The organism is Pseudomonas sp. PDM10, assembly GCF_014852295.1.
Taxonomy (GTDB): Bacteria; Pseudomonadota; Gammaproteobacteria; order Pseudomonadales; family Pseudomonadaceae; genus Aquipseudomonas.
The window spans coordinates 830,742-855,625 of sequence record NZ_JACVBJ010000002.1; the positions used below are offsets into that span (position 1 = coordinate 830,742).

Below are 24,884 nucleotides of genomic sequence, written 5' to 3' on the forward strand. Positions count from 1 at the left end.
TGAACGCTCCGGCGGCAGGCGCAAGAAAATGAATGACCAAAAACAGTTAAGGAAACACGACAACTCCACTGAGCAAAACGGTCGAGATTGTCGTGTCTTGATTCACTGACCCAGGGTGGGGGGTAGTGTTCTGCAAAACGCCTCATCGGCGGGTGGTGCCTGATTCGGATACGTATCCGGCAGAACCTTGACCATCGTCGTTTCGATAACGCCGTCTGCGTACTCAGCCTCGAAGAACGCTGCGCTCCAACCCACCTTGGGAGCACGGAGAGTCGCATGGACTTCCGTGGAGGCCGGCAACTGTGCTGCGGTGTAGCGCACGCCGCAGTTGTACCTGAAGTCCCGGGCCTTTGGGTTGTGGGCTGTCCACTGGGTCATCCTGATTGGCATTTCGTACAAGGTCAGTTGCAACGTGGTCGATGTGGCGTCCAGGTGCTGTTGCTGTGCCTTTAACCTCGGTGCGGTATTGCCGGCCTGCCGCCGCTTGATGTAAGGAATCAGGTTCGCTTCAACAAACGCCCGCACATCGTGGGCGGCATTGGGAATGACCCGAAGTGTATTGTCACCCGGCAGATCCATAAGATACTGGCGTGAAGCATCCGGGATGAAGAAGTCATCGCCACTGGCGTTGACGATGTATTTCGGGATCTTCAAGCGGTCGATGTAGCCGGATAGATTTCGATAGTTCATCGGATCTTCGACTTGCAGCAACTTCTTGAACGGCTCGCTCTTGCGTTGGGCGATCACGCCTTGCGAGTGGTAGTCGAAGTACGCCAGAGGCCAGTTACCGCCGTAAGCCAGAGCCGTCTGGTCGAACACTTTGTCCGTATTCAAGACGTCTATGACAAACGGCACGATGCTATCGACGCGTGAGTCCGCAAGGGCAGACAGCCATACCGCCCAACCGCGTTTCGACGCGCCGGTAGCCAGAAAACTCACCACCTGGCCTGGCTGCGTTTCCTTTTGCGCCAGGTCCATGGCCTTGACCAGCGCTTCCATCATTGGCACATGCAGCGACATAAAGGGTTGTTGTTCCGGGGCCTGCATGAATAGGTCCCAGCTGCGGGCAACGCTGTCATCTTCTGTGCGCCGCACGCCGTCATCGCTGTAGGTCAAATACTGGTTAGGGACATTGCTGACAGCCACTACGATCAAACCGGTTTGCCGGGCAATGTTGAGCAGTGTTTGCTGCGAAAAGTTATTGGGTGCTCCCGGGGACCCACCGGGCAAAGGGTTATTAACGCCGTCGTTGGCGACCAGCACGGCGCGCGTCCCCTTTACGTGGTCGGGAATGTACAGGTCGACTCCGTGAATCCAGTCTGCCGGGGCGACTTGACCGCTCTGGCCCCAGGACTGTGACCTCAGCTCGAAGCGCCGGATGTTGACGCCGGGCTGTTGCTCTTGTCCCTTACTGATGTAGCGCAGCGGTTGTGCCGCTTGGGCTTTGTGATAGCAGCTCAATACTTCGCTGAACGCCTGTCCGCTCTGTTCAAAGCAGTGCTGGGGATTGTCGGAAGAGGCTGACTGGCAACCATATCCGGCGATGAGCATCAACGACAATCCGCTGATTCTCAAATAACGTGCGTAGCGTTCGGTTCGACTCGGCATGGACTCGGTTCCTTATGAGTGGGATCACCGGTCCAATCAAACGCCAGGCGGGCGGCCTTTTCTACTGTCAGAGTTGACAGGTCAGAGCCGAAAAACGCCGAAAAATGCAGCCTTGCGTCGGTTTATGCAGAAGTGGAGGGGCCACAGCCCCAGACAACTTTCTCAAGCCAGCATGCCTTTGACCTTGTCGCGCAACTGATCAATAGAGAACGGCTTGCCGATCACCGACATGCCTTCGGGCACATCCATGCTTTCGGCATAACCGCTGGCAAACAGGATGGGCAGCTCGGGACGCAACATCCGGGCCTGGGCGGCCAATTCGCGACCGTCCATGATTGGCAGCCCCACATCGGTCATCATCAAATCGATGTACTGGTCTTCATCGTTGAGAAACTCCAGCGCCTGTTCGCTGCCATCGGCCTCGAGCACCTTGAACTCGAGTTCCTCCAGCACATCGACAATCAGCATGCGCACGATGGCGTCGTCTTCGACTACAAGGATGATGGACGCGGTAGCGGACATAGTGGGTTCTCAGAGAATGAATTCGCGGTTGTCGGTCGATCGAAATCGCCGGGCTCTTGCTTGAGTAAGTGACGGAACCCGACAAGTTCCCACGCGGTAGAAAAAAGAATAGCCGCCCACGTGCCGGCAAGGATAACCGCTCCTTTGCGGTGGAGCAGTGGAATGTAGGATTTTGCGCGGAAAGGTATCAGATAGTTGGATCAAACCGGCGCTTTTGGGGCAAACTCCTTGGTTTTCAACAGTTCGACAAGGTTTCCCCCCATGACATCCGCGTCTTCGGTTGATGAGCAACGATTCCGCAAACTCCTGAGCCGCAACCTCAGCCTGCCGTTAGGTGTCGGCGTGCTCAGTGCAGTGTTCTTTGTTTCGCTGATTACTTACCTGCTGTCGATGATCCAGTGGGTCGAGCACACTGACCGGGTGATCAATAACGCCAATGAATCGATCAAGCTGACCGTCGATTTGGAAACCGGTATGCGCGGCTTCCTGCTCACTGACGACGAGCACTTCCTTGAACCTTACGAAACGGCCAAGCCGCGAATCGCTGTCGCCCTCAATACCTTGCTCGACCTGACCGCGGACAACCCGGTGCAGACCGATCGTCTGCACCGGCTCCAGGCCTTGCAGAATGAGTGGGCCACTTACGCGCAGTCCCTGATTGAATTGCAGCGATCCAGCGGCGATTACCGCAGCGCGGTCAAGGCCGGGCGCGGCAAGCGGCTGACCGATGAGATCCGCAAGCAATTCGAAGACGTGATCGACATGGAGCAACAGTTACGCACCACGCGCAACGAAGAAGTGCGCCGTACCACGATCTGGAGCATCAGCCTTTACCTGTTATTCATCGCCGGGATCAGCGCCTTGCTGGCCTATATTGGTCGTCGGGATTTGCTCAATCTTTCGCAAAACTACAGCGCCACCCTCGCCAGGCAACAGGCCAGTGCCCAGCGTCTGGAACAGCAAGCCTGGCTGCGCAATGGCCAGACTGAACTGGCCGAACAAGTGCTGGGGCAACTGTCGCTGAATCTGCTGGGCCGCAACATCCTGCAGTTCTGCGCGCAGTACCTGGGCACCGCCGTCGCCGCCATTTATGTCCGCGAAGACCATGGCGGTCTCAAGCGCATTGCTTCTTACGGTTTCTCCCGCGAGCAGGAAGCGCGCAAACAGCAGATTTACAGCGATGAAGGCATTGTCGGCCAGGTAGCGCACCAGGCTCGCTTGATCCGTCTCGATGACGTACCGAGCGGTTACTTCAAGGTCAGCTCCGGCCTGGGTGAAGGTCTGCCGCACAGTGTGCTGGTGGTGCCGACCAGTGATGACGATCGGGTCAACGGTGTGATCGAGCTGGGTTTCCTGCGCCCGCTGACGGACCGCGATGTCGAATTGCTTGAACTGATTGCCGGCAACATCGGCACGTCCATCGAGGCCGCTCGCTATCGCCAGCGCCTGCAGGAAGTGCTGGCTGAAACCCAGCAGCTCAATGAAGAGCTGCAAGTCCAGCAGGAAGAACTCAAGACCGCCAATGAAGAGCTGGAAGAACAGTCGCGGATTCTCAAGGAATCTCAGGTGCATCTGGAGACCCAGCAGGTCGAGCTTGAACAAACCAATGAGCAGCTCGCCGAACAGGGCCAGATCCTGGCGGAACAGCGCGACGCCATGGACCTGAAGAACACCCAGCTCAATCAGGCCCAGATCCAGCTCGAAGAACGCGCCGAAGAGTTGCAGCGCTCGAGCAAGTACAAGTCTGAATTCCTCGCCAACATGTCCCACGAGTTGCGCACGCCGCTGAACAGCTCGTTGATCCTGGCCAAGTTGCTGGCAGAAAACCCTCAGGAAAACCTCAGCGCCGAGCAGGTCAAGTTTGCCGAGTCGATCTATTCTGCCGGCAATGATTTGCTCAACTTGATCAACGACATTCTCGACATTTCCAAGGTCGAGGCCGGCAAGCTGGAGATGCGACCGGAAAACACCAGTGTCGCGCGCCTGGTGGATGGTTTGCGCGGGATGTTCCAACCCCTGGCGACCGACAAGAAACTGGATTTCCACGTCGAGGTGCAGGCCGGTGCGCCGATGATGATCTTCACCGACCGCCAGCGTCTGGAGCAGGTGATCAAGAACCTGCTGTCCAACGCGGTGAAATTCACCGAAAAAGGCGAAGTCAGCCTGACAGTTGCCAGTCAGCCCGCCGACGGTATTGCCTTTATCATTCGCGATACGGGGATTGGCATTGCCGCGGATCAGCAGGACGGTATTTTCGAAGCCTTCCGCCAGGCCGATGGCACCACCAATCGTCGTTACGGCGGCACCGGCCTGGGCTTGTCGATTTCCCGTGACCTGGCCGCTTTGCTCGGCGGCTCCATCAGCGTCACCAGCGAGCCGGGGCAGGGCAGTGTGTTCACCCTGGTGTTGCCGCAGCAATACGTTGAACCGGGCGAAGAGCCTGTCGAACCGATGAGAGCCACGCCGGTTGCCATAACACCGAGAGTAACGCCCGCCGCGCCGGTGCCGTTGATTGCCGAAGTCGATATTCCGCGTTTCGACGACGATCGCACCAAAGCGCCATTCGCCACGCGTTGCATTCTGGTGGTGGAAGACGAGCCGAACTTCGCCAATATCCTTTACGACCTGGCGCATGAGCTGGGTTATCAGTGCCTGGTGGCGCACGGGGCGGACGAGGGTTACGACCTGGCCAGGGAATTCATCCCGGACGCCATTCTGCTGGACATGCGTCTGCCGGATCATTCCGGGTTGACTGTGTTGCAACGCCTGAAGGAACACGCCGAAACCCGACACATTCCGGTGCATGTGATTTCCGTGGAAGACCGGGTCGAAGCCGCGATGCACATGGGGGCCATTGGTTACGCGGTCAAACCGACCACCCGCGAAGAACTCAAGGACGTGTTTGCCCGCCTTGAGGCCAAGCTGACCCAGAAAGTCAAACGCGTCCTGCTGGTCGAAGACGATGATTTGCAGCGCGACAGCATTGCCCGGCTGATCGGTGACGAGGACATCGAGATCACTGCCGTTGGCCTGGCACAAGATGCGCTGGACCTGCTGCGCACGACGATTTTCGATTGCATGATCATCGACCTGAAGCTACCGGACATGCTCGGCAACGACTTGCTCAAGCGCATGTCCACGGAAGATATCTGCTCGTTCCCTCCAGTGATCGTCTACACCGGGCGCAACCTGACCCGGGACGAAGAGGCCGAGCTGCGCAAGTATTCGCGCTCGATCATCATCAAGGGGGCGCGCTCGCCCGAGCGTTTGCTCGATGAGGTGACACTCTTTCTGCACAAAGTCGAATCCGGGTTGTCCCATGAACGCCAGAGGATGCTCAAGACCGCGCGCAGCCGCGATAAGGTCTTCGAGGGTCGTAAGGTGCTGCTGGTGGACGACGATGTACGCAACATCTTCGCCCTCACCAGTGCCCTGGAGCAAAAGGGTGCAGTCGTGGTCATCGGCCGGAACGGCCGTGAAGCGATTGAAAGACTGAATGAAGTCGAGGACATCGATCTGGTGCTGATGGACGTGATGATGCCGGAGATGGATGGTTTCGAAGCCACCATCGAGATCCGCAAGGACCCGCGCTGGCGCAAGCTGCCGATCATTGCGGTGACGGCCAAGGCCATGAAGGACGATCAGGAGCGCTGCTTGCAAGCGGGCTCCAACGATTACCTGGCCAAGCCCATCGACCTGGATCGCCTGTTCTCGCTGATTCGCGTGTGGTTGCCGAAGATGGAACGCATTTAGTGGAAAAGAACACTGAAATCGAATTGCGCTTGTTGATCGAGGCGATATACCTCAAATACAGCTATGACTTTCGCGATTACTCCGGTGCTTCGATCAAACGCCGGGTCAATCACGCGTTGAGCCAGTTCGAGTGCACGACCATTTCAGCGTTGCAGGAAAAGGTCCTGCACGACCCGGCGGCATTCATGCAGTTGTTGCAACTGCTGACGATCCCGGTCAGCGAAATGTTCCGCGACCCTTCGCATTTCCTGGCGATCCGCAGGGAAGTGGTGCCGCTGCTCAAGACTTACCCCTCGATCAAGATCTGGATTGCCGGTTGCAGCACCGGTGAGGAGGTCTATTCGATGGCCATTCTGCTGCGCGAAGAAGGCTTGCTCGATCGCACCATCATCTACGCCACCGACATCAATCCGCGCTCGCTGGATAAAGCCAAGCAAGGGATTTTCTCCATGGAGAGTGTCCGCGCCTACACTCATAACTACCAGCAGGCAGGTGGCCAGGGTTCGTTCGCCGAGTACTACACGGCGGCTTACGGTTACGCCATTTTCGACAAGACCCTGTGTGAGAACGTGACCTTCGCCGATCACAGCCTGGCGACTGACAGTGTTTTTTCAGAAACTCAATTGATTTCGTGCCGTAATGTTTTGATTTATTTCAATAAAAAGCTTCAGGATCGTGCTTTCGGTTTGTTCCATGATTCCCTTTGCCATCGAGGATTTCTGGTGCTGGGCAGCAAGGAAACCCTGGATTTCTCGTCTTACGGCAACCAGTTCGAACCGTTGGTCAAACAAGAACGGGTCTACCGAAAATCATGAACAGTGCAGCGGATCTGCCTTCTATAGAGGCTATTGTGATCGGCGCCTCGGCCGGCGGAGTGGAGGCATTGCTGAATATCCTCGGCTCACTGCGAGAAGGCTTCAAACTGCCGATCATTGTGGTTTTGCACTTGCCGGACGTACGTCGCAGTCATCTGGTCGAGGTGTTCGCACGGCGCGTAGCCATGCCTGTGCGGGAAGCCTGCGACAAGACGCTGGTCGAAGCGGGAACGCTGTATTTCGCGGCTCCGGGTTATCACTTGTCGGTGGAGCAGGACCGCAGTTTTTCCTTGAGCCTGGAAGCCCGCGTGCATTATTCGCGACCGGCCATCGATTACCTGTTCGAGTCGGCCGCCGATGCCTACGGTTCAGCGCTGGCCGCGGTGTTGTTGACCGGCGCCAACCGTGATGGCGCCCGCGGCCTGGCCCAGGTCAAGCGTCGTGGAGGCATGACCATCGTTCAGGACCCGGACGAAGCCCAGGTCGCGACCATGCCCCGGGCGGCGCTTGATATACACCAGCCGGACCATATTCTCCCTATTCGCGGCATCGGCCGTCTGCTTGTCGAGCTGGAACGAATCGCATGCTAAGTAATATCCAGGCCAAACTGCTGATCGTCGACGACTTGCCGGAGAACTTGTTGGCGCTCGAAGCGTTGATCAAGCGCGAAGACCGTATCGTCTATAAAGCCTTGTCCGCCGACGAAGCCTTGTCGCTGTTACTGCAACACGAGTTCGCCATGGCCATTCTCGACGTGCAAATGCCCGGCATGAACGGCTTCGAACTGGCCGAGCTGATGCGCGGTACGGAAAAGACCAAGAACATTCCAATTGTGTTCGTCAGTGCGGGCGGTCGTGAACTGAACTACGCGTTCAAGGGCTATGAAAGCGGCGCCGTGGATTTCCTCTACAAGCCGCTGGATATCCATGCGGTCAAGAGCAAGGTCAACGTGTTCGTCGAACTGTATCGCCAAAGCAAGGCGATGAAACAGCAGGTCGAAGAGCTGGAGCAAAGCCGCCGCGAGCAGGAAGCGCTGCTCAAGCAGTTACAGAGTACCCAGCTGGAACTGGAGCAAGCGGTGCGCATGCGCGATGACTTCATGTCCATCGTTGCCCACGAAGTCCGCACGCCGCTCAATGGCCTTATCCTCGAAACCCAGTTGCGCAAGATGCACCTGGCCCGGGACAACGCGGCGGCGTTCACCCTGGACAAAATGCACGCGATGGTCGATCGCGATGAGCGGCAGATCAAAAGCCTGATTCGCTTGATCGAGGACATGCTCGATGTGTCGCGCATTCGCACGGGCAAGTTGTCGATCCGACCGACGCGCTTCGATCTGTCGGCGCTGGTTCGCGACTTGTTGCAGAACTTTGCACCGCAGATCGATGCTGCCGAGTCCTCGGTCACCCTGGAGGCCGAGCAACCGGTGCTGGGCAGCTGGGACGAATTTCGCATTGAACAGGTGATGTCCAACCTGCTGACCAATGCTTTGCGCTACGGCGCCAAGAGTCCGATCACCGTTAAGGTGTACAGTGAGAGCGGTCAGGCTTGGGTGGAAGTGCGCGATCTGGGGATCGGCATCGGCGAAGAGAACCAGAAGCGTATTTTCCAGCAGTTCGAACGCGTCACGGCTAAACACGCTGTCGCGGGGCTGGGCCTGGGGTTGTTTATTTCCGAGCAGATTGTGGCCGCCCATGGCGGTTTTATTACCGTCGAAAGCCGGATTGGCGAAGGCGCCTTGTTTCGCGTTTGTCTGCCGCTGTAGGAAAACAGCCAGATAAACGCAACCTCTGATCGACCCCACGGTCGTATCAGCAGCTATTGACCGAACAAAGGCTTCCCATGAGTGAAGATGCACAAGACGTCGTATTGATCGTCGAAGATGACCCCTCGATTTTGATGGTGCTGTCTGCCTATCTGTCGGGTGAGGGCTACCGGGTATTGCAGGCCGAAAACGGCGAGCAGGCCTTCGAAATTCTGTCGAGCAAACCGCACCTGGACATGATGATCACCGATTTCCGCCTGCCGGGCGGGATCTCTGGCGTGCAGATTGCGGAACCTGCCGTGAAGCTGCGACCGGAGCTCAAGGTGATCTTTATCAGCGGTTATCCGCAGGAGATCCGCGAGACGGACAGCCCGATCACCCGTAAGGCGCCGATCCTGGCCAAGCCGTTTGATCTGGATGTGCTGCAAGAGCTTATGCAGGAAATGCTGTCCTGATGCAGGACACCGTTCGTTGACCGGTGTCCTTTCAGTAGCTCAGCGTTTTACCTGATCCGCTGCAATGTAGGTGAATACAGCATCAGTCGTTGCGGTGGGCATCGTAAGTTTTATGATTGGAACCACCGCTCCACCGGTTTTGGCGAAGTAGTCTGTCTGATCATGTTGCGCGCCAGGCAGCCCACCCGAGATGTAGAAAAACGCTTCGATCGGAAGTTCGCGTGGGATGTTTTGCGGCCAAGTGGCAAGGATCAATTCGATGTACTCATGCTGGCCTGCCATGAAATTTCCCAAGTTATGGGCTCGAATGGATTGATAGAACGAGTCGGCACCCAGATTGTTCATCGAGTCGCGCACATCAAAACTGCACAGCGCATTGTTTGTTCTGAAATTGGCCAGCCATTGATCACCGGTGGTTATGCCTTGTGATTGGCAGCGATTGCTGTGAGCGGGCCTAGGTTTGTAAGGACCGCAGCCTGGATCCTCTCGTCGATCCGTTGCACCGTCTATAGGAAACGAACATAACACTTCGATCTGCCGCGTACCGGTGGGCCTTGCCAGTACCGGAGCCAATACGAAGCCATTTTTGTACAGGAACACCATGCTGGCGAACTTGGCGTCCTTCCTCAAATATGAAAAAGATACGCCTCCGCTGGTTTGTGAGCGTGGGCTTGGGTTCCAGCTCGAATACTGGGTCGACGGCAATGTTGCGCGCAGCATTACGCCTGCGCACAGAAACGCGGGCATCGAAGCCTTGCCGCAATCCTGGCGAATGTCGTTGTAACGACTGGTCAGGTTGGCTGCGACCGCTGCACCGTCGGCCGTTGCTGCGGATGAATACGTTTGTGCGCTGGAACCCGAATCCAGGATCCCGATGGATCTCCGTTCGACTGGCGGTACTGGTTCTTGTTGTTCGTGGACCTGGCAGCCCGTGAGGGCAACCGTCAGTACAAGTGCGATTATCTTTTTCATGAGTGTTCATCCCTTGAGCGTTGACCTGCCCGTGACAGGCGAGCGCACAGCCGCCTTCGAGCAGGCACGCTGCGTACTTCAGGGGGGATTGAACCCAAAAAAAACTACCGCGAATAGCTGTCAGAGTTGACAGGTGACAGGCTTCAAAACGAGGCCTAGTCTTGGCTGTTGTGTGGTGATGCTCAATGACGCCGGGCTGGTGCTGATTAATGCCGGATCATCTCCTGTACCTTCGCCGTCAACAGGTCGAAGGTGAAGGGCTTGGTGATCATCTGCATGCCTGGATCAAGGAAGCCACCGCGCACCGCCGCGTGCTCGGCGTAGCCGGTGATGAACAACACCTTCAGATCAGGCCGGTATTGCCGGCCGATTTCCGCCAGTTGCCGGCCATTCATGCCGGGCAATCCAACGTCGCTGATCAACAGATCGATACGCTGCCCGGAATCGAGAATCGGCACCGCGCTGTTCGCATCGCCCGCCTCGACGAAGGCATAGCCCAGGTCACTCAACACTGTACTGACCAACACCCGCACCGCCGGATCGTCCTCGACGATCAGCACCGTTTCGCCATTGCGCGCGAACGGAGCGTGCTGGACGTTCACCGGGCTGGCCTTCGGCAGCTCACCGTCGAATCGCGGCAGAAACAGACTCACCGTGGTGCCTTTGCCTACTTCACTGTGAATGGCGACATGGCCGCGTGATTGCTTGCTGAAGCCATAGATCATCGACAATCCAAGGCCTGTGCCCTGACCGATAGGCTTGGTGGTAAAGAACGGGTCAAAGGCCCGGTTGATGGTGCTTTGCGGCATGCCACACCCGGTATCCGTGACGCTCAGCACCACGTAATCACCCGGTTGAAGGTTGCTTTGCGTCTCGGTGAAGTCACGGTCCAGATACTGATTGCTGGTTTTTACCACCAGTTTGCCGCCATCGGGCATCGCATCCCGAGCATTGATCACCAGATTGAGCAGGGCGCTTTCCAGTTGATTGGGGTCAGCCTCGGCCACCCAGAGTTGCTCGTTCAGCTGCATGTCCAGCTGAATGGTTTCGTTGATGCTGCGCTGAAGCAGTTCGCCCATGGACACGACCAGGGTATTCATCTCCACGGGTTTGGAGTCCAGCGACTGACGCCGGGAGAACGCCAGCAGGCGGTGGGTCAGGCCCGCCGCGCGGTTGGCTGAGGTCACGCCGAGGTCGATCAGGCTGTCCAGATCCTCGGTGCGCCCACGGGCCAGACGTCGGCGCAGCAGCTCAAGGCTGCCGATGATGCCGGTCAACATGTTGTTGAAGTCGTGGGCAATGCCGCCGGTGAGCTGGCCGACCGCTTCCATCTTCTGCGATTGGCGCAGGGCTTCTTCATTGTGTCGCAGCTGGGCGGTGCGTTCCTCTACCTGCTGTTCAAGGGTTTCGAGGGTATTTTGCAGTCGCAGTTCGCTTTGACTCAAATCGATCAGCCGGTCCCTGGCTTCGTATTGTCGTCGACGACCGCGCAATGCGGTGGTCACCAGGCTGATCAACGTGACCGGGTGGAACGGACGCTCAAGAAAGGTCACGTTCCCCAGTTGTGGGCCGTAGCGCGATGCCGGGTTCTGTTCCGGGCCGCCATGGTAGGTCATCAATACAATCGGCAGGTCGGACCAGGCCGGCTGTTGCTCGATCAGCCCGAGCAGCGGTTCAAGATCACCGCCCAGCAAGGCCTCGGAAGAGATCAGCAGTAATCCTGCCCCTTGCTGCAGTTCTCTGCACAACGCCACCAGGTCCCGAGTAATGACCCCGTCGTAACCCGCTTCATTGAGCATCATCAGCGCAATCTGGCTGTCGCGACCCAGCGGCGCGAGAATGATTGCACGCTCGGACATCGCTTCCCGGGCGATCACGGGCTTTGTTCCTCAAGCAGAGGATTGCTGGCACCCAGATAGGTCGGGACACCGCGCAATACCCCCTGAAATGCATCCAGCGGTTCACCAATGGTCATGCCCTGAGCGCTGATGCGGTATTCACGAATGGTCGATTCATGGCTGCCCGTGCGTTTCTTGATGATCGAAATCGCCCGGCGCACCTTGCCCAGTGCCTCGAAGTAGCGCAGCAGGACGACCGTGTCGGCCAGATAGGTGATGTCCACGGGGGCCTGCATGTCACCGACCAGTCCATGCTGGGCGACGGTCATGAAGGTCGCGGCACCCTGGCGATTGAGGTACAGCAGCAACTCGTGCATGTGCAGTACCAGGGCGTTTTCTTCGGGCATCGCTGCCTGATAGCCATTGATGCTGTCGATCACCACGGTTTTGATGTTGCGCTCATCGACGCAGCGACGAACCCGGTAGGAAAACTCCCCGGGGGACAACTCGGCCGCGTCCACTTGCTCGATCAGCAGGTTGCCGGTGTCTTGCAACGCCTGGAGGTCGATGCCAATGTTCTTCATGCGTTCGAACAGCAACCCGAGCTCTTCATCAAAAATAAACAGCGCGGCTTTTTCGCCACGGGCCACGGCGGCAGCGGCGAAGATCATCGAGATCAGCGATTTGCCGGTACCGGCCGGGCCGAGGATCAACGTGCTGGACCCGGTCTCGATCCCGCCACCGAGCAGGGCATCCATTTCCTTGATGCCGCTGGACAGTTGCTGACGGATATAGCGACCGCGATGCTCGGCGGCCACCAGGCGCGGAAACACATGAACGCCATCGCCCATGATGGTGAAGTCGTGAAACCCGCCACGGTACTTCTGGCCACGGTACTTCACCACACGGACTCGCCGGCGCTCGGCGCCATAATTTGGGGTCAGTTCCTCAAGGCGAATGACGCCGTGGGCCACACTGTGCACGGTTTTGTCGAGGGATTCGGTGGTCAGGTCGTCCAGCAACACCACCGTGGCGTCATAGCGCACGAAGTAGTGTTTGATCGCGAGGATCTGGCGACGGTAACGCAATGAGCTTTGGGCCAGCAGACGGATCTCGGAAAGACTGTCGAGTACCACGCGGGTCGGCTTGACCCGTTCGACCACTTCGAAAATCTGCCTGGTGGCTTCGCCCAGTTCAAGGTCCGAGGAATACAACAAGCTCTGCTGATGCTCGGCATTGAGCAGGCTTTCCGGGGGCGTCAGCTCGAAGATGTGGATGTTTTCATCCAGCTCCCAGCCGTGGGACAACGCACCCTGTCGCAGCTCCCGCTCGGTTTCCGACAACGTGATGTACAACGAGCGCTCGCCGGCACGAGCGCCGGCCAACAGGAAATGCAAAGCGACGGTGGTTTTGCCGGTTCCGGGTTCCCCCTCCAGTAAAAACACATGCCCGCGGGACAAGCCACCGGCCAGGATGTCATCCAGACCTTCGATGCCGGTGGCGGCTTTTGCACTGATCAACTCGTTTGATGTAGACAAAAAATGCCCTCTCATGACTAGGGGAAGCGAGGCAGCAGGCCGTAGCGCCTGAATGGACTACCTGTTCTCTTGACCCTTGGCCGAGACGACGAGTTCAACGAAATTTTTGCTGTTGTTAAAGCCCTTGCTGCAAGGCGGGGTCGTCGGGATTGAGTTGTTCAAGTTGCGCCAACAGAATCTGTACGTTTTGCAGCTGGCCGCTTTCTTTCCAGTAGTTGATCAACAGTACCCGGGCTCTTCGGTCGGCCGGGTGGCGCTGGACGATCTCCTGCAACTGTTTCTGCGCTGCTTCCAGTTCCTGTTCAGCGTGTAGCGTGGTGGCCAGGTCGTAGCGGTAATCCTTGTTGTCCGGCTCCAACTCCACGGCTTTGGAAAGGCCGAGGAGGGCGAACTCACTTTGCCCGTGATGCAACAGCCAGAGTCCAAGGGCATGTTGCAGGTAGGCCGAGTCGGGCTGAGCCTTCAGTTGCTTGGCCAACAGTTGCCGGGCCGCATCGTTTTGGCCCAGGCGATCCAGTACGTCGATTTGCATCACCAGCGCGGGCAGGTTGCCGGGCGCAAGACGCAAGGTGTTCTCCAGCGCCTGCTGCGCCTCTTTCAATTCGGCATTGTGCAGATGCAGCCGAGCCAGTTGATATTGGTTGTCGGCACTTTCCGGTTGACTCTTCAGGTCCTGTTCCCAGGCATCGATGGCTTGCTCCAGCGGCCCGAAGTACAAGCCGAGATCGTCCGGCGATAGCCCCAGCAAGGCATTCACGGCGGCATAGCGGACGCGCTGTTCGCTGTCATCGAGTAACGGGCCCAGCAGCAGGCTGCGCTGACCGCTGGGCACCAGACCGCTGATGCTTTTGATCGCCGCGATGCGCACGTCCGGTGATTCATGCTGCAAGTCGGCATCCGCCAGTTTCAGGGCCACGGAGCTGGGGTAGTTGGGCAGTTCGGCATGCAACCAGACGCGGCGTTTGGGCGATATATCGGGGCGGCCCAATTGCTGGTAGAGAACCCGCGCTGCACCCGGTTGGCCCGCGCGCGCCTGATTCAGCGCCTCGCTGTAGCCACGCTTGATCGCCTCCGGCACGGCGGGGGGTGTGCTGCGCAGGAAAAACCAGGCAAGGCCGATGGCAAACAGGACGCAGAGGCTGATGAGCAGGTAGCGGCGAGACTGGGGCATGCAGGAATCCGGGAGCTGGCAAGCTGTTGCAAAGGTGCCAGCTTCGGTCAGCCAAGGCTGTGAGTCAAACCCAGACTCAGTTCAATTCGTTAGTCAGGCAATTCGAGGCTGGCTGGCTTTTCAATGATTTTGCCTACAGGTTGCGTCGACATTGAAACCCGTCGAGGCGCCTTGGCAGTGACTACGCTTGCTGGAGATGACTCAATGAGCGCTCCCATGCAACCGCTGCTTCAGTACTTCAAGGCGATACTCAACCCCGGGCCCGGCGTGGCGTTGTTCGCTCTGCGGACCATCGTGGCCGGGCTGCTGACGTTGTATCTGGCGTTCCTGTTCGACCTTGAACAACCCAAGTGGTCGATCATGGCGGTGGTCATCGTCAGCCAGCCATTGGGTGGCATGGCCCTGGCCCGAAGTTTCGGCCAGGTCATCGGTACCACGCTAGGGGCGGTCGTGGCGGTGTTGATCATGGCGATCTTTCCCCAGGCGCCCCTGCCTTTCATCCTCACCCTGGCCTTGTGGCTGGCGCTGTGTACCGCCGGCGGCACCTTGTTGCGCTACACCAGTTCCCAGGCGTTTGTTTTGAGCGGGTACACGGCAGTGGTCGTGGCACTGCTGGCGGTACCCGATCAGGGCGGTACGTTCCTTCTAGCCGTCACCCGCGTGACCGAGACGCTATTGGCGGTGGCTTGTGTGTGCGTGGTCAGTCTGCTGACCGCGCGACCGGAAGCGGTGGCCCGGGATTACTTCGCCAAGATCGATCAGGTCATCAAGCTGCTCGCGACCCACGCTGCTGCCGTCATTCGAACCGAAGAAAGCGAGGCCGATTTCCATCGGCGGCAGATGCAACTGCTCGGTGCCATCAGCGCCCTGGAAGGTGTAAGGCGGCATTTGTATTACGACGCACCCCGATTGCGCAGCGCCAATGGTCTGGTGCAACTGCTGGGCAATCAGCTGGTGCTGCTAACCTCGCGGCTGACGGCGCTACGTCACCAGCGGCAACTGCTGGCCGAGCGCTGGAAAGGAGCGTTGCCCGAAGAGATACAGCGTTTGCGTGGCGAAGAACTGGCGTTTCTCGATGAATTGGCCCTGCAAGGGCGCTCACTGTCGACCGAAGCGCGGCACCATTTCACGGCGCTGCAACAGCGTTTCGATGATCAAGCCTATAAGGCAGAACAACTGACCGAGACGATGCCCGCCACGTTGCGCTCACTGGCCTGGTCACTGCGCTGGGAGCAGGCGCGGATGCTGGAGCAACTGGGGCAGATTCTGGAGCTGAGCGACGCGATTCAGGAAGGGCGTGCGGCCAGCAGCATGTTTCGCGGCCAGGAGAATCCGCTCCACCTGGATTTCACGTTGGCGGCAATGAACGCGATCCGCGCATTTACCGCGTTGCTGGTGGCCGGCCTGATCTGGATCGAGACCGCCTGGGACGGGGCGCGTGGCGGGATGATCGTGGCGGGAATTCTCTGTTCGCTGATGGCGACTTTTCCAAGGCCGTTGCTGGCCAGCCAAAGCTTCGCCAGGGGGCTGGGTCTGGCCTTGGTGGTCTCGGCACTGTATCTGTTCCTGCTGATACCGATGATCAGTGACTTCGAGTTACTCGCCTTGTTGTTAACCCCATTGCTGTATGCCGTCGCGGTGGGGTTGTCCAGTCCGGCCACCACGGGCACAGGCATTGGTCTTGGACTGACGACAATGCTGTTGTTGGGCCCGCAAAACACGGAAATCGGCAAAAACAGTGCCATTCAGTGGTTCGAGTTTGCCGGTTCGTATGTCTGCGCAGCCGCGCTGGCGCTCAGTGTCTACGCCTTGATCTTCCCGTTCAGGCCCGATTTACGGATGCGTAGACTGTTCAATGAGAACTGTGAGCAGGTCTACGCATTGCTGAAGACGCCGGCCACCGATGAGCAGCAATTTGCGTTTGAAAGTCGCATGGTCGATAGCCTGACCATGATGTTGGGACTGTTGCCGGCCACCAACGACAAGCAATCCAGCGAGCTGTTCGAAGTCAGTCTCGGGTGCATGGCGCTGGGTGTGGCGTTGAACCAACTCAGGCAACAGGGGCAAAGCAACACCTTGCTCAGTACTGATCAGCAAAACCGTTTGCTGGCGGCGGTTCGTGAGACAGGACGATTGATCGCCGGGCGCCCCGGGACTGACCTTGAACAGTTGCTCGGAAAGCTGCGTGTCTTGGGCGATGAAATGGACGACCTCCATTTAGACGTTCATGAACACCTGTGGTCGGTCTTCAGGATGCGCGTGGCGTTGTTGATCGTGGTGTCGTTTCTGGAGCGACATCGCCAATACTTTCAACCCGCAGAAACGGAAGGAGTGCCAGCCCTTGCCCATTGATTTCGAATTGGGTGGCGTCTACTTGCCGCCGATTGCCCAGGCGTTATTGCTGGCCTTGCCGATTTACTTGCTGCTGGACTGGATCTTGCGCCGTGCTGGCGTGCTGCGGTTCGTCTGGCATGAAGCCTTGTTCGAAGGCGCGTTGTACGCCTGCGTTTGCGCGACGCTGATTCTGGTAATGGGAGCTTGATGCGTTGAAGAAGATCCTTGCCCGACTCGTAACGGTGGCGGTGGTATTGCTGGCTTTTGTTCTCGGCTGGTTTGCCTGGGAGCATTACACCCGCGCGCCCTGGACCCGCGATGCACGGGTGCGTGCCGATGTGGTGACCTTGTCCGCCGATGTCTCGGGGCGCATCGTCGGCCTCGGCGTGCAGGACAACCAGCACGTGGAGAAAGGCCAGTTGCTGCTGGAGATCGACCCGGCGCGCTATGTCCTGGCGGTGGAGCATGCCAAACGCTCGGTGGAAGTGGCGAAAGCCGCCCTTGGTCAGTCCGAGGCAACGATTGTCGCCAGTGAAGCGCTGCTCCACCAGCGTCAGAGTGAAGAACGCCGACGGCGCACGCTCAAGCAGCGTTTCGCCATTTCTGGCGAAGAATGGGAGAAATCCAGCACGGAAGTGGCGGTGGCGCAGGCCGAGTTGCTGCGCAACCAGGCCAACCTCGGTTTGGCCCAGGCCAATGTGCAATTGGCAATCGCCGCATTGACCCAGGCCGAACTGGATTTGAAGCGCACGCGGGTCGAAGCGCCCGTCAGTGGTTACGTCACCAACCTGCTGACCCGTCAGGGTGACTATGCCGCGGCCGGTGGCGCGCTGCTGGCGCTGGTGGACAGCGACTCGTTTTTATATGGACTTATGGCTGTCTCAAATGAAAAAATCATATAAATATCAATAACATGTACATTGAGACAGTTTTTTAAATAAGGAATCGACATTGGACTTCCTCGATTTTTTGCTGGGGCGTTCATTGGCGCGGTAGATTGCTTATCACGTGACTTGCCGACGGGCGGCAGTTCGCTTTTGAAAGTCGAATGGTGGATCGCTTGACGATGAAACAGAGGTTATTACCAGTGGCCGATAACTCTCGTACAGTTGAATGAGGTCATCCTGGCGTGCATGACACCGAATGTCACCCTGAATCAGATAGAAGCAGCAAAGTCAGGACACTGTGCAACTAAGCCCGATAATCAATGACCGCTTGCGGTCGATCCTACGCCAAACAAGTCGCTACGTCGGATCGGTTTGCTGAGGTTCGCCTGGCATTAAGCTTTGTTTAGAGGGGCGTTCTATGCTTGGGTGTGCGCGGTGGTAATTTTGGTGATGGGTGTCTCATGAATCTGAAGAGAACTGTTTCACAACTGGTAACGTTAGCCGTTGTAGGGTTGGCGCTCCTACTCGGTTGGTTTGCTTGGGAGCATTACACTCGATCGCCCTGGACTCGTGATGCGCGAGTACGTGCCGATGTGGTGACGCTATCCGCCGATGTCGCGGGGCGCATCGTCAAACTCAACGTGCAAGATAACCAGTATGTGGACAAGGGACAGTTGCTGCTGGAAATCGACCCCTCGCGCTACGCCTTAGCGGTGGACCATGCATTCCGTTCGGTGGAGGTGGCGAAAGCTTCATTGGGGCAATCGCAAGCAAACATTGTTGCCAGCCAGGCGCTACTCAAACAACGTCAAAGCGAAGAAAATCGCCGGCGGACGCTCAAGGAACGCTCGGCGATTTCAGGCGAAGAGTGGGAAAAAGCCAACACCGAAGTGTCGGTAGCCCAGGCTGATCTGCTGCGTAGTCAGGCCAACCTAGGCTTTGCCCAGGCCAATGTGCAACTGGCAATCGCCGCACTGGCTGAGGCCGAGCACGACCTAGAACGCACCCGGGTTCAGTCGCCGATCAGCGGCTACGTCACCAATCTACTGACCCGCCAGGGCGACTACGCCACCGCAGGCAGTCCGCTGGTGGCGTTGGTTGACAGTAAATCGTTTTATATCAGCGGGTACTTCGAAGAAACCAAACTGCCGCGAATCGGCGAGGGCGATAGGGTCGATATCGAACTGATGAGTGGCGAAAAATTTTCCGGCACCGTGCAAAGTATTGCCTTCGCCATCGCCGACCGAGAAAACTTGCCCGGCGGCCGTTTGCTGGCCAACATCAATCCCAGCTATACCTGGGTCAAACTGGCGCAGCGGGTGCCAGTGCGGATACAAATCGATGAGGATTATGTGGGTAAAAACAAATTGCGCGCGGGGACAACGGCCACGGTGACGGTGCAGGAAAACCAGGAACTACACTGAACCCCCAGTGGGAGAGAGCAGGCTCACGAGGCTCCAACAGATATCTCCGAAAAAGTGTATCGCGATGACCTCATAAAACAGTGTGATCTACGTTTGCGAGTAACCGGAACGTCAGGGTTTAAAAGCCGCCAGCAACTCCATTCAATAGTGCTGCTGCTAAATTGCATGCCACGTAACCACCCGTTTGCATTTGGCCTAATCAGCCATTTGCATGCGTCCTGACCACCGATTACATCGAATTTGACCTGCACGCTTTGTAACCATGATCGACAGAAAACGGCCGATTGTGTTGAAAAAGTCGGTTCTTCCAGATTGCCCTCGTACTGACTGCTGAAAATGCCTTTTTTTGCGCGCAGTTACGCGAAATGTGAGCCCGGAATCCTCTGCTGAAAGTAAAGATTTCAATCTCAAGCGCGTACTTTACTGCAGTGGAAACCATGGCCAACTTTTTCAACAGAATTGACCCTAAGCTGCCTTTCGCAGAGGGCAGATAGGGGCTAAAGGCGGACACTACCGTTGGAGCTAACCGGTTTTCCGGAGTTAGGTCTGGTTGACCGAGGGGGTGGAGCGCACTTTTCCGAACAGCCGCATCTGAATGGCGAACCTGTGTGAGCAATAGAGCTAGAGCGCGACCAGCTCGGCGATTTTTGCCGCAACTACCGCCATTGAGTCTTCTTCAGTGTCCAGACCGCTTCGGGAAGCGAGCAAGGGGCTGACGTTGCGGAGAGCTGCATACGTCGTGTTGTGCACGATGGGAACGAGCTGATTACCAGCCAGGAGTGCCGAAAGCTCTTTGTCGGCGACGCTCTCTTTGGGAAGGCGGGCCAGCAGCGCAGGGGTCACCAGCACAAGCCCAATTCGCGAATTCGCTAAGCCCTTGTCGATAGCGCGCATCATCGGAACGCCGAGGCCAAGGTCCTTCTCGCTGAACCAAACTTTGACACCTGCCGCCACGAGCAACTCGTGCAGCTCTTTGGCCGGCCCTTGGCGGTCGTCCCACGCGTGGCACAGGAAGACGTCACGAAGATCAGGCTGCTGCGCTGCTCGCGTCTCAACGGTTTGGCGGATTGGCGTGAGTGACTGCACTTGGGTAGACGTATACGACACGGACGAACCCGCTTTCGACCAGCGCGGCCTTGAACTGCTGCTGGACCTGCCGCCACCGCCGCCACTGTTGCCAGAGCTACCTACGCTGCTGCTCGACGAGGAGTAGGATGAGGGCGAATAGGAGTTTGAACTGTAACGGCTATAGCGGCTACCGCATGCGGGGCAGTCCGCTGCCGCGCTTGCTGAGCGATGGCCTCTTGATGGTGCTGTGCATCTAGCCATGTCGTAATCCTTCCATTGGTCAGTCCCTTTGCAACACACGGATGTGGGTCTGACTTAACAGTAGCCTAGTGCTATGCCTAAACAGAAGAGGTAATTCCGGGCTCAGTATTAGGCCCTCCACAAGCGGAGCCAAAGCTCTGCCTATGTGAGCGACTTACAATCACCTTCCTCCGCGACAATCCCTCTGTTGGCGGGCATCGAACCCCAAAGGGCCCACGCTATCAAGCCCAGCAACAACGCATTTGTGCGGGCGGTGATCTGTGTGTCCTTCACTCGTTGTACACGTGCATGGTCACTAACGGTACTTCTGCATTGGCATCGCGTTTCAGCCATTCAGCTGGCGGGCAGCTAATCACATTGAGAAAGCTTTTCGAGAAAGATGCCTGCGAGCTGTAACCAACCGACTCAGCAATCACTTTGATCTGGACCCCATCGCGAAGCATGTCTTGGGCTACCTTCATCCGCCACGCAGTGACATACCCCATCGGCGATATCCCCATTATCTGAGTGAAGTAGCCAGAGAATTTCGACCTGGACATGTTCGCCAGGCTCGCCAGTTTCTCTACGCGCCATAGTGCGTCGGGCACGGTATGGATTCTGTTGAATACCTCACCAAGACGACCATCCTGTAGGGCATAGAGCAAGCCACCGGATAGAGGATGCGGATAACGGTTTGACGGCACGCTTTCGTCGTCTACTGGATGGTTTGTGGGACGACCTTCGTGCGCTGGATGGGCGTGTATCCAAGCTCGACGGCGAGATCACTGCGATCGCGACAAACGAGCCGTCCGCCGTTCACCTTCAACAGCTGCGCGGTGTCGGTCCAATGATCGCCACAGCGCTCGTCGTCGCTCTCGGTGATGCCCGTCAGTTTGCCAATGGCCGACAGTTTGCCGCCTCGCTGGGACTGACACCGAGGCAACACAGTTCTGGTGGTAAGGATCGACTACTCGGTATCAGCAAGCGCGGTGATACGTATCTGCGAACATTGATGGTGCATGGCGCACGCTCGGCGCTACGCACAGCCAAATCCAAAGAGGATCGGCTCAGCCAGTGGGCCGTTCGTTTAGCCGAGCGATCGCATCCCAATGTGGCCGCTATTGCGCTGGCCAATAAAACTGCACGCATGGCTTGGGCGATGCTGCGTCACGGCACTGATTACCAACCGAATCAGGCAGCGGCCTGATCTATTTACCCGACGTGTTCTACGAGAGAAACAACTCTTAACCACGATTGCGAAGCAACCTGAACGATGGCAAACCGGTCGAACCGGCGTCGGCAAAACCCTCGAATGTCCAAGTGCGAAAAGCACGAAAAAGCGATCGGGAGCCGGCGCGCGAATAGCCCATCATGGCCCAGCATCAAAACGATGCCGCAGTAAGAGGCCGAATATACGTGTGCAGTCGGCACGGGCGCCAGAGCAACGGGGCTTGCAATGAGGAGGAGTCCATATACGGACACTCGTTGCTGGAAGCAGTCGGCCAAAAGCGGCTTCCAATTCACAATGGGGCTGCCAGCTTATATGACATTCGCACCTACAAGCCGCAAAGAAGTTCGCGTCTCACCTGAAGAGCAATCGCTGCGAAGCCCTTTCCACTGCCACGCTTGCGGGGCGTGTCGTCCTGATGAGTAGAAACATCCGCCCATTGACTCACCGATTCCACGTACCTATGAGTGCTATCGGTATCAATTTCAAACGCAATGAACCGCTCTGCATGAGTGAGCAACAGGTCGATTGCTGTCTCCTCGTATTCAACATCGATTTCCAGTCTTCTGGCTGAGACATCGTGCCTCCAGCCCCTTTGTATAACCCTAGCTTCTACTTATTCATAACCTGGGCTGTTTGCTCCCAAACCCGGCTGCGCCTAGGTTAGCGCCTAGCCGAGCTTCAAGCTTTGCGTAAAAGAACAACAACAAGAGAAGCGAAAAATGCCTGTGATAACCATCGGTATGGTGGGAATCGGCCAGCTTGGCCTTCCTATCGCAACCAACCTGCTTGCGGCCGGATTTCGCGTTGTCGGTTACCGACGTCGAGATCGTGAAGCCTTCATCCGTCAGGGTGGCATCGCGCTCGAAAGTCCAGCCGCCGTAGCGGCGCAATCAAACTTCATCCTCACTTGCTTGCCCAGCGAAGTGGCCCACATGGGAATCATGGAGGGGCCTGATGGCTTGCTTCAGTCCATAGGGCCGCAGCACACGCTCATCGAGATCGGCACCTATCACAAAGCCTTCAAGCAACGTATGGCTCTGCGTATTGAACAGCGCGGTGCTCGGGTGTTGGAGGCGGAGGTCAGTGGTACTCCATCCATGGTTTCCCTACGCAAGGCTTCCTTGTTTCTGGGCGGTGATTCTGAGCTGGTGGAGCACTGCAAGCCGGTTCTCGATGCAATCGCCGACATCCAGTTCCACATCGGTGGGTTTGGGTGCGCAGTCGCGATGAAATTGATCGCCAACTATCTCGTGACTATTCACACCCTGGCCGCAGCCGAGGCGTTAAACCTTGGCGTGAAAGCAGGGTTCAGCGCACAGCAGGTGGTTGAGGTAATACGCCAAAGCGCGGGTGGCTCAACGATGTTCAGCGCAAGAGCACCAATGATGGCTGATCGTCACTTCCTGCCGGCGCCCGGACCTTTCGCCACGCTGGAAAAGTACATCGATATGGCCAGTGAGCTGTCCGAGGAGCTCGGTAGCGCCGCGCCTTTGTTCAATGCCGCCAAGCCTTACTTTCAACGGGCTATCGAAGAAGGCATCGGTGAAGAAGACATCTCGGCAGTGATCAAGCTGATCGAGGCCGACTCCCAGGCTGATTCCCAGAAACATTCCAAAAAAGAGAAAACAACATGCTGATCGAACAACGCACCTATCAACTCAAGCCTGGCGCCCTGCACGAATTCCTGCGTGTTTACGAGGAGGAGGGGCTGCCACTTCAGGGCGAGGCGCTGGGCAATCTGATCGGTTATTTCAGGCCGGAAACGGGGGACATCAATCGGGTCATTCAGTTGTGGGGATACTCCAGCTATGAGGACCGTGCCCAACGCCGCGCGGCGCTGTCCAGCGACCCAAGGTGGCGCGCGTTTCTCGGCAAGAACGGCCATCTGGTGGTTGCCCAGCAGGTGGAACTGCTGAGCGCCGCAGCCTTTTCCCCTATCCGTTAAAAGGAGCATCCAAGATGATTCGTTCTCTACAACATGTAGGCGTGACCGTTCCAGATCTGGAAGTGGGTCGTTCCTTCTACGAAGCTGTCGGGCTCGAAGCCCGCATGGCAGGTGAGCATTTGGTGTTGCGTTGCAAAGGGCGCGCCCAGGATCAAGTGCGGCTGATGCCAGGTACTACAAAGCAACTCAGCTACATCTCGTTTGGTACCGATGCTGAGGGGTTGCAGACTATTCGCGAAAATCTGAGCTACCACGGTGTGGTCATCCATCCGGCACCGTTTGATATCGGGCAAGAAGGGCTGTGGTTTCGTGATCCATCCGGCGATTGGGTTCACGTCACCGACGCCGACTCCATGCCGTTAGCTCCTTTGCCGACGCCAGAGTCGAACACCCCGGGCCGTTACCGCCGCATCGGTCAGCGCGGGTGCACACCGTCCTCGAAGCTGCGTCGAGTGACACCGTTGCGCTTGGGTCACTTGATCAAATTTACCCCCGATGTGGATCGTTCGATTGATTTCTATACCCGGGTGCTAGGGATGAAAGTCTCTGATCGCGCGGGGGACAAGATAGCCTTTCTGCGGTGTGGCTGTGGCGGTGATCACCATGTACTGGGCCTGGCCAAGAGCAGTCATAGCGGCCTGCACCATCTCAGTTTTGAGGTGATGGGTATTGATGAGATCGAATTGGGCGCTCAACACCTGATGAGCCTGGGCTATGAAAGCGCATTTGGCCTGGGCCGGCATGTGGCCGGCTCCAACTACTTTCATTACATCCGCGACCCTTGGGACAGCATGGTCGAATACTTCTGGGACATCGATGTCATTCCTGAAGATGACAGCGAATGGCTGGCTATCGACGGGGCACCACCAGACCTGATCGCCGTGTGGGCAACCAATCCACCTCCTGAGACGTTCATTCAGAACTTCGAGGCGGCGCGTGATGAGTGACAGCTCTGCGACCAAGGAACTGCTGGCAGGGATGTTGAACAAGCCGCTGTTCGTGGTCATGCGTACGCCACGGGATCTGACCCGCGTACCAGAGCTGCTGGACGCCCACTTGAAGTGGGCGATTCTGGCGCAGCAACGCGGCGAGTTGTTTGCTTCCGGGCCCTTTGTCTCGGATGAGACCTTTCCCGGTGAGCTGGGTGGCATGAGCATTCTGCGTGCGGCGGATCAAGCCGAAGCGCTGCGCATCGTCCAGTCAGATCCCTTTATTGCCCACGGTGTTTATGACGTAGAGGTACGCAAGTGGTTGCTCATGGAAGGCGGCCTCACGCTTCACGTCAGTTTTTCCAACCAACGCTTTTCGCTCCTGTGAT

The 24,884-nt window shown here is 57.5% G+C and carries 21 protein-coding genes and 2 pseudogenes; 15 read left to right on the forward strand and 8 right to left on the reverse strand.

From position 1 onward, the window contains the following. Positions 1 to 102: 102 nt before the first annotated feature. A complete protein-coding gene (locus IB252_RS10415; protein ID WP_192408429.1) occupies positions 103 to 1,608 on the reverse strand; it encodes a PhoPQ-activated protein PqaA family protein in 1,506 nt (501 codons plus the stop codon). A 162-nt stretch (positions 1,609 to 1,770) separates the two neighbouring features. Continuing rightward, positions 1,771 to 2,130 (reverse strand): response regulator, encoded by a 360-nt coding sequence (locus tag IB252_RS10420; protein ID WP_192408430.1) that lies wholly within the window; start codon positions 2,128 to 2,130, stop codon positions 1,771 to 1,773. A 261-nt stretch (positions 2,131 to 2,391) separates the two neighbouring features. On the opposite strand from IB252_RS10420, the gene IB252_RS10425 reads away from it, so the two are divergent. From IB252_RS10425 to IB252_RS10445, 5 genes are all read left to right on the forward strand, one after another. Beyond that, the gene (locus IB252_RS10425) at positions 2,392 to 5,883 is read left to right on the forward strand and encodes a response regulator (RefSeq protein WP_192408431.1); all 3,492 of its coding nucleotides are present in this window, start codon (positions 2,392 to 2,394) and stop codon (positions 5,881 to 5,883) included. Beyond that, positions 5,883 to 6,698, forward strand: a complete 816-nt coding sequence (locus tag IB252_RS10430; RefSeq protein WP_192408432.1) for a CheR family methyltransferase — start codon at positions 5,883 to 5,885, stop codon at positions 6,696 to 6,698. Before IB252_RS10425 ends, IB252_RS10430 begins: the two co-directional genes overlap by 1 nt. Continuing rightward, positions 6,695 to 7,288: a chemotaxis protein CheB gene (locus IB252_RS10435; RefSeq protein ID WP_192408433.1), complete on the forward strand. Its 594-nt coding sequence runs from the start codon at positions 6,695 to 6,697 to the stop codon at positions 7,286 to 7,288. Before IB252_RS10430 ends, IB252_RS10435 begins: the two co-directional genes overlap by 4 nt. Continuing rightward, complete coding sequence (locus tag IB252_RS10440; RefSeq protein ID WP_192408434.1) at positions 7,282 to 8,463, forward strand: hybrid sensor histidine kinase/response regulator; 1,182 nt, start codon at positions 7,282 to 7,284, stop codon at positions 8,461 to 8,463. The genes IB252_RS10435 and IB252_RS10440 overlap by 7 nt, the downstream gene beginning before the upstream one ends. Positions 8,464 to 8,540: 77 nt before the next feature. Continuing rightward, entirely contained in the window at positions 8,541 to 8,918 is a 378-nt protein-coding gene (locus IB252_RS10445; RefSeq protein WP_008146959.1) for a response regulator, read from the forward strand. A gap of 39 nt (positions 8,919 to 8,957) precedes the next feature. Here IB252_RS10445 and IB252_RS10450 read toward each other — a convergent pair whose 3' ends face one another. From IB252_RS10450 to IB252_RS10465, 4 genes are all read right to left on the reverse strand, one after another. Then, on the reverse strand, positions 8,958 to 9,890 hold the full coding sequence (locus IB252_RS10450) for a halovibrin HvnA (RefSeq protein WP_192408435.1): 933 nt from the start codon (positions 9,888 to 9,890) through the stop codon (positions 8,958 to 8,960). 206 nt (positions 9,891 to 10,096) lie between these two features. Then, positions 10,097 to 11,749 (reverse strand): ATP-binding protein, encoded by a 1,653-nt coding sequence (locus IB252_RS10455; protein ID WP_225607401.1) that lies wholly within the window; start codon positions 11,747 to 11,749, stop codon positions 10,097 to 10,099. A gap of 14 nt (positions 11,750 to 11,763) precedes the next feature. Next, on the reverse strand, positions 11,764 to 13,266 hold the full coding sequence (locus IB252_RS10460) for an ATPase domain-containing protein (protein WP_192408437.1): 1,503 nt from the start codon (positions 13,264 to 13,266) through the stop codon (positions 11,764 to 11,766). A gap of 115 nt (positions 13,267 to 13,381) precedes the next feature. Further along, positions 13,382 to 14,437 (reverse strand): tetratricopeptide repeat protein, encoded by a 1,056-nt coding sequence (locus IB252_RS10465; RefSeq protein ID WP_111449989.1) that lies wholly within the window; start codon positions 14,435 to 14,437, stop codon positions 13,382 to 13,384. Between the two features lie 204 nt (positions 14,438 to 14,641). Between IB252_RS10465 and IB252_RS10470 the strand changes: the two genes are divergently transcribed. The 4 genes and pseudogenes from IB252_RS10470 to IB252_RS10485 all read left to right on the forward strand — a co-directional run bounded on the left by IB252_RS10470 (position 14,642) and on the right by IB252_RS10485 (position 19,082). Then, a complete protein-coding gene (locus tag IB252_RS10470; protein ID WP_192408438.1) occupies positions 14,642 to 16,789 on the forward strand; it encodes an FUSC family protein in 2,148 nt (715 codons plus the stop codon). After that, entirely contained in the window at positions 16,779 to 16,979 is a 201-nt protein-coding gene (locus tag IB252_RS10475) for a DUF1656 domain-containing protein (RefSeq protein WP_192408439.1), read from the forward strand. Before IB252_RS10470 ends, IB252_RS10475 begins: the two co-directional genes overlap by 11 nt. A gap of 4 nt (positions 16,980 to 16,983) precedes the next feature. Next, positions 16,984 to 17,631 (forward strand): annotated as a pseudogene (locus IB252_RS10480) (HlyD family secretion protein); the annotation flags it as partial. A 488-nt stretch (positions 17,632 to 18,119) separates the two neighbouring features. After that, positions 18,120 to 19,082: a biotin/lipoyl-binding protein gene (locus tag IB252_RS10485; protein ID WP_412548168.1), complete on the forward strand. Its 963-nt coding sequence runs from the start codon at positions 18,120 to 18,122 to the stop codon at positions 19,080 to 19,082. 621 nt (positions 19,083 to 19,703) lie between these two features. Here the strand turns inward: IB252_RS10485 and IB252_RS10490 are convergent. Then, positions 19,704 to 20,189, reverse strand: a complete 486-nt coding sequence (locus IB252_RS10490; protein WP_318652719.1) for a toll/interleukin-1 receptor domain-containing protein — start codon at positions 20,187 to 20,189, stop codon at positions 19,704 to 19,706. Here IB252_RS10490 and IB252_RS30430 point away from each other — a divergent pair. Beyond that, positions 20,155 to 20,295 (forward strand): hypothetical protein, encoded by a 141-nt coding sequence (locus IB252_RS30430; protein WP_318652725.1) that lies wholly within the window; start codon positions 20,155 to 20,157, stop codon positions 20,293 to 20,295. The genes IB252_RS10490 and IB252_RS30430 overlap by 35 nt on opposite strands. Before the next feature lie 385 nt (positions 20,296 to 20,680). Here IB252_RS30430 and IB252_RS10495 read toward each other — a convergent pair whose 3' ends face one another. Further along, complete coding sequence (locus IB252_RS10495) at positions 20,681 to 21,094, reverse strand: AraC family transcriptional regulator (protein WP_318652720.1); 414 nt, start codon at positions 21,092 to 21,094, stop codon at positions 20,681 to 20,683. Between IB252_RS10495 and IB252_RS10500 the strand changes: the two genes are divergently transcribed. The 5 genes and pseudogenes from IB252_RS10500 to IB252_RS10520 all read left to right on the forward strand — a co-directional run bounded on the left by IB252_RS10500 (position 21,085) and on the right by IB252_RS10520 (position 24,883). Further along, positions 21,085 to 21,597 (forward strand): IS110 family transposase, encoded by a 513-nt coding sequence (locus IB252_RS10500; protein ID WP_225607361.1) that lies wholly within the window; start codon positions 21,085 to 21,087, stop codon positions 21,595 to 21,597. The two genes, IB252_RS10495 and IB252_RS10500, sit on opposite strands and share 10 nt — an antisense overlap. 734 nt (positions 21,598 to 22,331) lie before the next feature. Beyond that, positions 22,332 to 23,258 (forward strand): annotated as a pseudogene (locus tag IB252_RS30435) (NAD(P)-dependent oxidoreductase); the annotation flags it as partial. Continuing rightward, positions 23,252 to 23,566 carry an NIPSNAP family protein gene (locus tag IB252_RS10510; protein ID WP_192408442.1) on the forward strand — a complete coding sequence of 105 codons (315 nt, stop codon included), beginning with the start codon at positions 23,252 to 23,254 and terminating at the stop codon, positions 23,564 to 23,566. The pseudogene IB252_RS30435 and the gene IB252_RS10510, both read left to right, overlap by 7 nt. 14 nt (positions 23,567 to 23,580) lie before the next feature. After that, positions 23,581 to 24,513, forward strand: a complete 933-nt coding sequence (locus tag IB252_RS10515; RefSeq protein ID WP_008157161.1) for a VOC family protein — start codon at positions 23,581 to 23,583, stop codon at positions 24,511 to 24,513. Continuing rightward, positions 24,506 to 24,883: a YciI family protein gene (locus tag IB252_RS10520; RefSeq protein WP_192408443.1), complete on the forward strand. Its 378-nt coding sequence runs from the start codon at positions 24,506 to 24,508 to the stop codon at positions 24,881 to 24,883. Before IB252_RS10515 ends, IB252_RS10520 begins: the two co-directional genes overlap by 8 nt. Position 24,884: the final 1 nt, after the last annotated feature.

Excerpts from the sequence above, each read along its gene's own strand:
- IB252_RS10415 (WP_192408429.1), bottom strand. The coding sequence starts at position 1,608 with ATGCCGAGTCGAACCGAACGCTACGCACGTTATTTGAGAATCAGCGGA.
- IB252_RS10420 (WP_192408430.1), bottom strand. The coding sequence starts at position 2,130 with ATGTCCGCTACCGCGTCCATCATCCTTGTAGTCGAAGACGACGCCATC.
- IB252_RS10425 (WP_192408431.1), top strand. The coding sequence starts at position 2,392 with ATGACATCCGCGTCTTCGGTTGATGAGCAACGATTCCGCAAACTCCTG.
- IB252_RS10435 (WP_192408433.1), top strand. The coding sequence starts at position 6,695 with ATGAACAGTGCAGCGGATCTGCCTTCTATAGAGGCTATTGTGATCGGC.
- IB252_RS10440 (WP_192408434.1), top strand. The coding sequence starts at position 7,282 with ATGCTAAGTAATATCCAGGCCAAACTGCTGATCGTCGACGACTTGCCG.
- IB252_RS10445 (WP_008146959.1), top strand. The coding sequence starts at position 8,541 with ATGAGTGAAGATGCACAAGACGTCGTATTGATCGTCGAAGATGACCCC.
- IB252_RS10450 (WP_192408435.1), bottom strand. The coding sequence starts at position 9,890 with ATGAAAAAGATAATCGCACTTGTACTGACGGTTGCCCTCACGGGCTGC.
- IB252_RS10455 (WP_225607401.1), bottom strand. The coding sequence starts at position 11,749 with ATGTCCGAGCGTGCAATCATTCTCGCGCCGCTGGGTCGCGACAGCCAG.
- IB252_RS10465 (WP_111449989.1), bottom strand. The coding sequence starts at position 14,437 with ATGCCCCAGTCTCGCCGCTACCTGCTCATCAGCCTCTGCGTCCTGTTT.
- IB252_RS10470 (WP_192408438.1), top strand. The coding sequence starts at position 14,642 with ATGAGCGCTCCCATGCAACCGCTGCTTCAGTACTTCAAGGCGATACTC.
- IB252_RS10485 (WP_412548168.1), top strand. The coding sequence starts at position 18,120 with ATGAATCTGAAGAGAACTGTTTCACAACTGGTAACGTTAGCCGTTGTA.
- IB252_RS10510 (WP_192408442.1), top strand. The coding sequence starts at position 23,252 with ATGCTGATCGAACAACGCACCTATCAACTCAAGCCTGGCGCCCTGCAC.
- IB252_RS10515 (WP_008157161.1), top strand. The coding sequence starts at position 23,581 with ATGATTCGTTCTCTACAACATGTAGGCGTGACCGTTCCAGATCTGGAA.
- IB252_RS10520 (WP_192408443.1), top strand. The coding sequence starts at position 24,506 with ATGAGTGACAGCTCTGCGACCAAGGAACTGCTGGCAGGGATGTTGAAC.